Origin of the sequence: Aeribacillus pallidus (genome assembly GCF_050478865.1) — a bacterium.
Classification (GTDB): Bacteria; Bacillota; Bacilli; order Bacillales; family JACDOC01; genus JACDOC01.
Window position 1 is genome coordinate 1 of record NZ_JBCNBW010000045.1, and the last position, 10,452, is coordinate 10,452.

11 protein-coding genes and 1 pseudogene are annotated in these 10,452 nt (G+C 40.4%); all 12 read right to left on the reverse strand.

What is annotated here, in order from left to right:
- Positions 1-38: 38 nt before the first annotated feature.
- Entirely contained in the window at positions 39-308 is a 270-nt protein-coding gene (gene yajC / locus ABES52_RS10875) for a preprotein translocase subunit YajC (protein ID WP_429651176.1), read from the reverse strand.
- A gap of 28 nt (positions 309-336) precedes the next feature.
- Positions 337-1,476 (reverse strand): tRNA guanosine(34) transglycosylase Tgt, encoded by a 1,140-nt coding sequence (gene tgt, locus ABES52_RS10880; RefSeq protein ID WP_429651177.1) that lies wholly within the window; start codon positions 1,474-1,476, stop codon positions 337-339.
- A 23-nt stretch (positions 1,477-1,499) separates the two neighbouring features.
- Positions 1,500-2,528, reverse strand: a complete 1,029-nt coding sequence (gene queA / locus ABES52_RS10885; protein WP_429651178.1) for a tRNA preQ1(34) S-adenosylmethionine ribosyltransferase-isomerase QueA — start codon at positions 2,526-2,528, stop codon at positions 1,500-1,502.
- Between the two features lie 22 nt (positions 2,529-2,550).
- Positions 2,551-2,754 carry a DUF2905 domain-containing protein gene (locus tag ABES52_RS10890; RefSeq protein ID WP_429651179.1) on the reverse strand — a complete coding sequence of 68 codons (204 nt, stop codon included), beginning with the start codon at positions 2,752-2,754 and terminating at the stop codon, positions 2,551-2,553.
- Positions 2,751-3,755, reverse strand: a complete 1,005-nt coding sequence (ruvB, locus tag ABES52_RS10895; protein WP_429651180.1) for a Holliday junction branch migration DNA helicase RuvB — start codon at positions 3,753-3,755, stop codon at positions 2,751-2,753. The genes ABES52_RS10890 and ruvB overlap by 4 nt, the downstream gene beginning before the upstream one ends.
- Before the next feature lie 13 nt (positions 3,756-3,768).
- Positions 3,769-4,377: a Holliday junction branch migration protein RuvA gene (gene ruvA, locus ABES52_RS10900; RefSeq protein WP_429651181.1), complete on the reverse strand. Its 609-nt coding sequence runs from the start codon at positions 4,375-4,377 to the stop codon at positions 3,769-3,771.
- A gap of 182 nt (positions 4,378-4,559) precedes the next feature.
- Entirely contained in the window at positions 4,560-5,093 is a 534-nt protein-coding gene (locus ABES52_RS10905; RefSeq protein ID WP_429651182.1) for a BofC C-terminal domain-containing protein, read from the reverse strand.
- A gap of 184 nt (positions 5,094-5,277) precedes the next feature.
- Entirely contained in the window at positions 5,278-6,006 is a 729-nt protein-coding gene (locus tag ABES52_RS10910) for a YebC/PmpR family DNA-binding transcriptional regulator (RefSeq protein WP_429651183.1), read from the reverse strand.
- Positions 6,007-6,128: 122 nt separating this feature from the next.
- On the reverse strand, positions 6,129-6,812 hold the full coding sequence (locus tag ABES52_RS10915; protein ID WP_429651184.1) for a YhcN/YlaJ family sporulation lipoprotein: 684 nt from the start codon (positions 6,810-6,812) through the stop codon (positions 6,129-6,131).
- 144 nt (positions 6,813-6,956) lie between these two features.
- Positions 6,957-7,697, reverse strand: a complete 741-nt coding sequence (gene nadE, locus ABES52_RS10920) for an NAD(+) synthase (protein ID WP_429651185.1) — start codon at positions 7,695-7,697, stop codon at positions 6,957-6,959.
- A gap of 34 nt (positions 7,698-7,731) precedes the next feature.
- Positions 7,732-8,703: a phosphotransferase gene (locus ABES52_RS10925; protein ID WP_429651186.1), complete on the reverse strand. Its 972-nt coding sequence runs from the start codon at positions 8,701-8,703 to the stop codon at positions 7,732-7,734.
- Between the two features lie 963 nt (positions 8,704-9,666).
- Positions 9,667-9,814, reverse strand: a pseudogene (gene safA, locus ABES52_RS10930) (SafA/ExsA family spore coat assembly protein); the annotation flags it as partial.
- Positions 9,815-10,452 lie beyond the last annotated feature (638 nt).

The window sequence follows — 10,452 nt, forward strand, 5'->3', positions numbered from 1 at the left end:
ACTTGACAGGGTTATGTGCAAGCAGTTCTCCTTTTTTATTATTTATTAGCAGATTCAATCACTTCGCGCACGGCGGAGCGATCGTATGTAAGACGGCTTCCATCGCCACATTTAATGACGATTTTATCTTCGTCTAACGAATCAATGATTCCATGTAAACCACCGATTGTAACGATCTTATCTCCTTTTTGCAAATTGTTTTGCATATCTTGAATCGCCCGTTGTCGTTTTTGTTGCGGACGAATTAAGAGGAAGTAAAAGATCGCAATCATTAGTAAAAACGGAAGTAATTGGTATATCAATTCCATCTTTCTGTTCCCTCCTTTCAGGGTTAAATTAGAAATTTTTTGCGTTCGGACGATTAAATCCGTAGCGTTCAAAAAATTCTTCTCTAAAGTCACCAAGACGATCCTCGCGAATCGCTTGTCTGACTTGCTCCATTAATTTTAACAGAAAATACAGATTATGATAAGTCGTCAAACGAATTCCAAACGTTTCGTTACATTTAATTAAGTGACGAATATAGGCTCTAGTATAGTTTTTACATACGTAACAATCACAATTTTCATCTAACGGTCTAAAGTCACGCGCATATTGTGCATTTTTTACGACTAACCGTCCATTGCTTGTCATTAACGTTCCGTTACGAGCAATCCGTGTTGGAAGTACACAGTCAAACATATCAATTCCGCGAATCGCTCCATCAATTAATGAGTCCGGAGACCCTACTCCCATTAAGTAACGAGGCTTATTCGCAGGCAGTAACGGAGTAGTAAATTCTAATACACGATTCATCACTTCTTTTGGTTCACCGACAGACAACCCGCCAACAGCATAACCAGGAAAGTCTAAGGAGACTAAATCTTGGGCGCTTTGACGGCGTAAATCTTCGTATTCTCCCCCTTGGACAATTCCAAACAATCCTTGGTCGTTTGGACGTTGATGGGCTTTTAAACAGCGTTCTGCCCAACGAGACGTTCGTTCAACGGATTTTTTCATATAGTCGTAGGTGGCTGGATATGGAGGACATTCATCAAACGCCATCATTATATCTGACCCAAGTGCATTTTGGATTTCCATTGCTTTTTCAGGAGATAAAAATAATTTGTCTCCGTTTAGATGGTTACGGAAATACACCCCTTCTTCCTCAATTTGACGGAAATCGCTTAAGCTGAATACTTGGAAACCGCCGGAATCAGTTAAAATCGCTTGATCCCAGTTCATGAACGAATGAAGTCCACCCGCTTCTTTGATGATGTCATGTCCTGGACGCAGCCATAAATGATACGTATTGCTTAAAATAATGCCCGCTCCAATTTCTTTTAATTCTTCCGGTGACATCGTTTTCACGGTCGCCAATGTACCAACGGGCATGAACATTGGGGTTTCGTACGTTCCGTGTGGCGTGTGAATGCGACCTAACCGAGCCCCCGTCTGTTTACACGTTTTAATGAGTTCATATCGTATTGCTGTCACTTCGTACTTTCTCCTTCCAACGATTAAATAATAAGCATGGCATCTCCAAAGCTAAAAAAGCGATACTTTTGTTTCACTGCTTCTTCATACGCTCGGAGCACGTTTTCACGTCCAGCTAGTGCGCTTACTAACATAACGAGTGTTGATTTAGGGAGATGAAAATTTGTAATCATCCCATCGATGGCCCGAAATGTAAACCCAGGATAAATAAATATATCCGTCCATCCGCTCTGGGCTTTAAATACTCCATCATGATCACGCGCAATCGTTTCTAGCGTTCGTGTGGACGTCGTACCGACTGAAATAATTCGACCGCCTTTTTGCCTTACTTCATTTAGTAATTGGGCGGTTTCTTCCGACATTTGATAAAACTCGGCATGAATTTCGTGCTCTGTCACATCATCCACACTGACTGGACGAAACGTACCTAGCCCCACATGCAGGGTAATAAACGCTAAATGAACCCCAATGGCCTCAATTTCTTTTAGCAGTTCTTTCGTAAAGTGTAATCCAGCCGTTGGAGCTGCTGCCGATCCCCGTTCACGAGCATAAACCGTTTGATACCGATCACGATCTTCCAACTGCTCTTTAATATAAGGCGGAAGCGGCATTTCTCCTAGGGCATCAAGAACTTCATAAAAAATTCCTTCGTATGTAAACTGCAATATCCGACCACCGTGCTCTTTCATACCGACACAAGTGGCTTTCAACATTCCGTCGCCAAACAAAATGACGGTTCCTTCTTTTACTCGTTTCGCAGGTTTGACTAACGTTTCCCAACAATCGTTGTCCTCTTGCTTTAATAATAGGACTTCAATTTTCGCCCCCGTTTCCTCTTTGACACCAAATAATCGTGCCGGGAGTACTTTCGTATCATTTAGTACTAAACAATCCCCAGGACGTAAATAGTCACTAATATGTTTAAAAATATCGTGCTTTATCTCACCCGTTTGCTTATTAAGGACCATTAATCGACTATCTGCCCGATTCTTTAACGGTGTTTGCGCAATAAGTTCTTCCGGTAAGTAAAAATCAAACAAATCTACTTTCAATGCTGTCACCCTTACGTAAAAGTTATTTGAACTTTCCTAGAAAATAGAACACGAGAGATAATAATACACTTAACAAGATGGACGTCATAATGGGAAAATAAAACGTCGTATTTCCTTTTTTTATTAAAATGTCCCCTGGTAATTTGCCAATTTTAATAAACTGGGCTAAAAAACCGATGACAAATATCAATACACCGATAAACATGAGCATTTTTGGAAGATTCATCGTTCATTTGGCACCTCCATTTGAAAATGACGGTACACTTGTTCTGTCACCATCCGCCCACGAGGGGTGCGTTGCAAAAAGCCAATTTGAAGTAAGTATGGTTCGTACACGTCCTCAATCGTATGGGCTTCCTCTCCAATCGTAGCGGCAATCGTTTCTAGACCAACCGGGCCGCCACGAAACTTTTCAATAATTCCCTTTAACAACTTATGATCAATGTGGTCAAGTCCAAGTCGATCGACTTGTAATAAGGTGAGTGCTTCATTCGCTAAAGCAAGTGTAATTTTTCCATCTCCACGAACTTGAGCGTAATCACGGACGCGACGTAACAAACGGTTCGCAATCCGTGGTGTCCCACGTGAACGCCGAGCAATCTCTTCCGCTCCTTGCCTTTCAATGTCTGCCCCGAGGATATCGGAAGTGCGCTCGACAATTTGGGTTAGTTGTTCCACCGTATAATATTCTAACCGACTCAACACTCCAAATCGGTCACGCAATGGCGCTGAAAGAGCACCAGCGCGAGTCGTCGCCCCAATTAACGTAAACGGAGGAAGGTCAAGGCGTACCGAGCGGGCACTTGGGCCTTTTCCGATTACAATATCTAAACAAAAATCTTCCATCGCGGGATAAAGTACTTCTTCTATGGAGCGATGCAGACGATGGATTTCATCAATAAAAAGCACATCCCCTGGCTCTAACGATGTTAAAATGGCTGCTAAATCACCAGGGCGCTCAATGGCTGGACCGGACGTGGTTTTAATGTTGACGCCCATTTCATTCGCAATGACGGTAGCTAAAGTGGTTTTTCCAAGTCCTGGTGGACCGTAAAGTAACACATGATCGAGCGTTTCTTTTCGCATTTTTGCCGCTTCAATAAATACTTCTAAATTGGACTTTACTTTATCTTGGCCGATATATTGTGCTAACCTTTGAGGGCGTAAGCTTTGTTCAAACCTTTGCTCCATCGCTTCCGCTTCCGTCGAGACAAGGCGCTCGTCCATTCCGATCCCCCCTTTACTTTAAAAGTAATTGCAACGCTTTTTTAATAAATTCATCCGTAGATAACGATTCTTGCTGCAATGTTGGTGTAATCTTTTTAATTTCTTTTTCTGAATAGCCTAGCGCTTTTAACGCTAGCAGGGCTTCTTCCAGTTCGGTTTGCTCTTGCTTCTTTTGATCGAGCTTTTCTACATTAAACAAGTTTGGTACAAAATCAGGAACAACTTCCGCTAATTTCCCTTTCAAGTCCAATATCATTTGCCGTGCCGTCTTTTTCCCTACACCAGGAAACTTCGTTAAAAAGGCTTCATCTTCCTCTTCAATGGCTTGAATGACTTGAGCTGGTTCCCCTGAAGCTAAAATAGCGAGGGCCCCTTTCGGCCCAATCCCTGAGACATTTAAAAGTTTTAAAAACAACAACTTTTCTTCACGTGATAAAAACCCATAAAGATGAATAAGATCTTCCCGAACGTATTGATATGTATATACTTTCACTTCTTGTCCTTCGTATTTGGAAAATTGGTACGGATTGGGCGTGAAGAGTTGATACCCAATTCCGTTGTTTTCTACAACAACGTATTCTGGACCGATATAATCGACAATTCCTTTAATATGTTCGTACAACCGTCTTCTCTCCTCTTTACCATGCTTCATTCTATCATAAATCTGCTTCGATTATAAACGGAATGTCTACCGAACGCGTACAGAAAAGCTAAACATAAAAACATCTGTTCTTATATTATCTTCTGTTCTTCTCTAAAAAACAACCGTTACCACAAGAAAAAGGACAGTATCGGCCTGTCCTTTCATTGTTGAGGGAGAGAATATGACTTAAATGTTTCAATCAATTCAAAGTAGCGCTCTTTTGTTCGTACCGGAATTCCATTCATTAATTCTTCCCGTTTTTTACTTTCCAATTTGCTTAAATCAATTTGAAAAAATGATTGAATAATCGTTGAAGGATTCGTTTTTCCATTAAATATCGCCAAGGTTCCATCTTTCGACACTCCAAAATATCCGTTCGCTTTTAATAACGGAGAAATATCTTCTACTTGTTGCTTAAAGATGACTATGTTCTCATCCATATCAACAAGCTGCCAGTGGTCGTATTTTGCCCAAAAATCTTCCATCGCCCAAATCGTTTCATTCACCGTTTCGTGACTCATTTCCCCATCTAAATATTCGCGTTGCAATATAACTTTGACTTGTAATGGGGTAGCGACATGGATCCCTTCATCTGTCTTTGCCTCATAGTCTTTCGCTTCTTTCGTCGATGTAAACAAAAAGATAGATATCGCCAATGTAAGCGTACAGATGAAGATGATTATTCGTCCTAACATAGAGGTCACCTCATTTTCTTCCTCATATGAATGATTGGTGAATGAAGAGTGTAAGCTGCTAACTTTATTTTGTCCCAATGAATACAAATTAATCCAAACTAGACGATTTTTTTAATTTGATGCGAAGGCCCTGAAGTCTTTTGGCAAAAAAAATAACGGTAGCACTAAATGGCTACCGTTTCAATTATTGTTGTTGATAGTTATGGTAAATATCTTGAACATCATCGTCATCTTCAAGCATATCCAGCAATTTTTCCATTTTCGCCTCTTGTTCTTCATTTAATGACGTATATGTTTGCGGAATCATCGTAATTTCAGCAGTAGCAAACGAAAAACCGCTATTTTCTAACGTTGTTTTTACGTCCATGAAACTTTCTGGATCGGTATAAATTTCAAATACTTCTTCACTAGACTCCATCTCTTCCGCTCCAGCTTCAATGACTTGTAGTAGCATGTCATCTTCGTCGACTTCTAGACCTTCCCGTTCAATCACTAAATACCCTTTTCGATCAAATAAATAAGAAACGCATCCAGTTTCACCAAGGTTTCCACCATTTTTAGAGAAGGCTAGACGAACGTTAGAGGCGGTACGGTTTTTATTATCCGTCAAACATGTCACCATAACGGCCACTCCACCTGGTCCATATCCTTCATATGTAATCTCTTCATAATTTTCAGCCGCTTGGTTCCCAGTTGCTTTATTAATCGCCCGTGTAATGTTATCGTTCGGCATGTTCGCCGCTTTTGCTTTTTCAATGACAAGCCGTAATGCTGGGTTAGACTCTGGGTCACCCCCACCTTGTTTAGCCGCAACATATAGTTCTTTTGCTAACTTTTGAAATATTTTACCGCGTTTTGCATCTTGTGCATTTTTGCGTCGTTGAATGTTTTTCCACTTAGAATGTCCAGCCATTCTAACTTCCCCTCTCATCAAACTTGTCTACCTTACTATATCATAAATGGTTTCATTATAGGTAACAACTCCTTTTCATCAATAGTAAGAATTCCCATCCCGCAAAAGCAGGATGGGAACGTTTATTCATTTCGTTTAACCCAATCGAGTAAATCTTGTAAATCAAAATTAATCGCTTCCCGCGGTCCACCATCTCGGAGGTCATTGTCAATATTACGTACTCGACTAAAAGTCCCTTCGTCTGTCACAACCGTCACCGTGCGCCCATGTAAATAAGGAGTGACTTTTTGACGAATGGTAGCCAATGTCGTTGATTGTTTGGATTCATCCGCTAAATCAACCGCAATTAAAATATCGGTACCATAGGCAACGGCTCGGACATCCTCCACATTGGGAACCGATGCGGTCACATCGGCAATTTGTTCGGACAGTTCTCCTTCATACGCATTGTAGTACGACGAGCGCGGGCGTTGGCTTTGATCATCTAAGTGTCCATGGTAATTAGCATCCCCGCGTGGAAAGCGAATGTCGCGTTCAAAAAAGCTTTTATCATAATTAGCTAGTGGCTTCGACGGATTTTTTGGGTTTCCATATTCGTCTTTTTGGCTCAAATATTTTCTCTTATGCTCTTGAATGGCTTGACCTTCCGCTCCAAACGAATGGTCCATCCATTCGGTTAGTGGACCGTCGTTACGTTCATTCCGCTCATTTGCATGGCCTTCGTTTGAAAAGAAGCCTAACGGTTCGTACGTATCTTCGTACCGTTTTGGTGCAGCTTCTTCATCTTGTGTGTTACATGCAGCCATACTCCCCATGAACAAACATGTTATGGGAATTAGAAGCAAGCTTTTTCGCACGTGAAAACCCCCAATAAAATAAGCTTGAGCTAAATACTTAGCTCAAGCTTATTTTACGTGAAATGTACAAGAACCATTCGAGCAATAATTGGGTTAAAATTTCGGAGGAGCAGCTGCAAGTTGGCGTTTGTGCTCTGAACGTTTATGCAGTCGGTCAATAATTTCACGATCTTTCTCTGGAATTTCTTCTCCTTTTAAGTATTTATCAATCATTTCATACGTCGTTCCCATTTCACTTTCATCGGTTTGTCCTTCCCAAAGACCAGCACTTGGAGCTTTTGTAATTATTTCATTCGGTACTCCTAACAGTTTCGCTAATTCCCTTACCTCTGATTTCGTAAAATGAACGAGTGGAACTAAATCAACACCGCCATCACCATACTTCGTAAAATATCCCGTATGCCATTCCGCTGCATTGTCTGTTCCCGTAACTAAGTAATTGTAGTTATTCGCGACCGCATATAATGTAGTCATACGCAGGCGAGCACGTGTATTCGCATCTCCTAAACGAGCACGTTCTTCGTTCCACTCATTTTTTGCTTTTAGCTGTTGTTCAATTTTACTAAATAGTATTTGGTGTGTTTCGGTTAAGTCGATAATGTGATAGTCAATTCCACAACTTTCAACGACTTTTAACGCGTCTTCTTTGTCTTTCGGATTGCTTTTACACGGCATAATAAGTCCTAGAGAATTTTCTGGGAAAGCCCGTTTTATTAAATGAGCGACCACAGCGGAATCGATTCCACCACTAATACCAACAATTAAGCCGTCAGCGTTCGCTTCTTTCACTTTTTCCCGTAACCACTTAATCAGTTGGTCAATTTTTTCTTGCATCATCAATACTTCCTTTCCAATAGTTTCGTCCACTTTATTTTATCATATTTAAAAGGTGTTGATTCAATTGAAATCTCCAAGGAAAGGATCGAATTGTCATATAAATCAATGAGGAAAACATACGTTGTTGATAGGTATAGTCTTTTTTGAAAAAACGATTCCACTCACGAAAAATATCAGTTGGATATAAAAGTGCTACCTTAAAGGGTTCTTGATTTAGGAAGCTTGATATCCCTTTGTGACCATGTAATTCATCCCAATTTCCATGTATATTTGGTATTATTCTATGACAAAATTGCAAATAATCAATCACACTTGGTGCAATCGCTATTAAATCAAAATCGATCATATATAAATGATTTTCGGTCAACAAAAAATTGTGATGGGCTACATCCCCGTGGATAATCGACCATGGTTTTTGGACAAAAAAATCTTCATGATCTTCCATATACTCTAGTGCGTATTCCGCCCATTGTTGATACAAATACAAAAAGTCTGACGGAACCCACTGCTGTATGAGTGGTAACCACATTTTAAATTCCGTATATCTTTCCTTCCATTTTTCCAATTGGTGAAAAAATGGAAGTTGCGATTGAAATTCTGGTACTAGGTAAAAGGTGGTTTCATGAAATTTCTTTAATAAACTGAGCACTTGCTGACGAAAACACGGTGATGAATAAGTTCCCTCTTGTTTTTTATCGCCTAAATAACTCATAACTCCCACGTATTTCCCATCAAACGGCAGAAGTTGATATTGATGAAGGGGATGGAACGTATACGTTTCTCGAAACTGTAAATCATATAATCTTTTCGTAAACTCGATTTGACGTTCTAATTTTTTTTTCGACGAAAATAATTTAATCAACCATGTTTCTTTTCCAGTCGCTATCCAGACGCCTTCTTTTACAAACGTTAATGTATCTATGGGGAGAAACACTTTGTTCTTTAAAAAAAGAAGGAGACGAGCTTGTAGTTCGTCTCCCCTTACAACAGTGCTAAAAATCATTACTTTCCTCATCGCTACGCGGCATTCCAAACGGTTGTTGATATCCCATTCCATACATTGGATAGCCGCCCATTATTGGTTGACCATATCCATAGCCATAAGGATACGGCTGCCCATATGGGTTACCATAGACTGGTGAATCCTCTTGTGCTTCGTGATCTTGAGGGGCAGTTGGTTGCGAAGCACTTCTTGTTGGCATCATTTGACTCATTGGATACATTTGTGGCTCTTGCACTTGTGGCATTGGCGCTCCTACACCATACATTGGATAGCCTGCTCCTGGCATCATAGGAGAAACTGGATAATAAGGACTTGGTGTTGGGTAATAAGGCATCATTGGATATCCCATTTGCGGCATCATTCCATCTATTGGCATTTCTGATGATGTTTGAGCAAAACCTTGTTGCCCTTCGTACATTGGCATCATTCCATATGGAGACGATTCATCATCATCGTAATTCCCCATTTGTTGCATCATTTGGCCATCTGCTGGCATCATTTGATTCATTGGATACATCGGCATTCCTGGTTGTGGCATCGGAGCTCCTACACCATGCATCGGATAATGAAAGCCTGCTCCTGGCATCACGGGAGTTACTGGAACGCAGTGTGGGTACGGATAACAATACATTGGTGGAATATATGGCACTTTAGGCATTTCCTTCGGTGGTACCTCAGGTTTTACTTCCTCTTTCACCGGAATAAGTTTTGGTGGTGTTGGAGGAATTTGTTGTGCTTGCTGTACTTGCATATTTGCCATATTCATCATGTAATAATTGTTAATATCGATTTCTGGGACAACTGGTTGAGGCATTTTCGGGATGTATGGCTTCATCGGTACCTCTTTCTTAGGTACTTCTTTTGGAGCAGGAGGTTTCATGTCTGCGTAAGGATGTGGTGGAATCGGTACTTCTTTTTTTGGGGCATAATTAATTTTTGTTTCTTTTTTGACCGTACCTCCAGTTGTTGGAACTTTAATTTTCATACCTGGCATAATCATATCGGGGTTCGACAATTGGGTATTCATTTTTTTTAACTCTTCAAAATTAACGCCATATTTTTTGGCGATTTTCCAAAGAGTATCCCCTTTTTGGACAATATGAATTTTCACTCTTTTTCCCTCCTAAGACATAAGTCCATATATTGTATGAAAAAATAGGCCATTTGCTAATAATCTTCATCAAAACTTATGCGTTTTTTTAGGAAATTATGATTCGTGAAGAAAAAAAGGCCTTACCAACCAGTTATTGATCATAAGATGATAGAGGGAAAATATGGAAGTGTAGTACATTAGACAAGGGGAAAAAGATTGGAAAGCTATTGGGGGCACTCCTTCCAGCCAGAAAGGGAACTGACGATAAAAAGAGGCCCAACCACGGTTTATCTTGGTGATTAACAACAAACAACACTTTCTCCCGGTTGCTATTTATGAGGTAACCATGTCGGATATGAATGGGTACAAGACTATGGGCCCCATTTAAGAATCGGGAAAAAAATTTGTCGCTTTCATGATTTATTTGTGTACCAGTATATAGAAACAAAGGAGTCGCTAAAAATTTTCCACTCAATTCGATGCTGAGCAGAAGAAAGAGGAGCACAATGGTTACAATGGAACGGCAATCCGACCACTATAAGCTTTTAAAAAGGGCTATGTTATAAGTCATGGTTGATATTTAAAAAGTTATTCACATGAAGCGAAAGGCGGCGACTCCAGCGGGAACAAGAAGCCGCAAGACCCTTACTTGAGCG